The sequence below is a fragment of the Polaromonas sp. P1_G2 genome, from assembly GCF_056405515.1.
The window spans coordinates 1-400 of record NZ_JBFUBY010001451.1 but is presented as its reverse complement, the minus strand read 5'-3'; the positions used below and the strand labels follow the sequence as shown (position 1 = coordinate 400).

Below are 400 nucleotides of genomic sequence, written 5' to 3'. Positions count from 1 at the left end.
ATCCGCATCTGCATCGGCGGCGACTACGGCTTCGCCTGGACGCCGCAGGGCACCAATGCCAAGGATATCCAGACCTTCGTCGAGATGCTCGGCTTCTCGCCGATGGAAGCACTGCTGGCAGCAACCAAATATGGCGGCCAGATCATGCGCATGGGCGATGAGTTGGGCCAGGTCAAGGAAGGCTATCTCGCCGACCTGATCCTGGTCGACGGCGACCCGCTCGCCGATGTCCGCATCCTGCAGGACCATAAACGATTGCTGGCGATCATGGCCAATGGCAAGTTCCACAAGGCGCCGCAGATGAACGAACAGCGTAGGCGGCTGACCGCATGACCACGCCCGTTCAGCCAGCAGGTTCGACCGATCTGACGACCGCGCCGGTCAGCGCGCGGTCGCTGAG

General features: G+C 62.8%; 1 protein-coding gene. It reads left to right on the top strand.

Annotated elements, in window-relative coordinates; genetic code table 11:
• Positions 1 to 333: amidohydrolase family protein (locus tag AC1D0P_RS31030; RefSeq protein WP_477680236.1), on the top strand; the 333-nt coding region annotated here is incomplete at its 5' end.
• Positions 334 to 400: the final 67 nt, after the last annotated feature.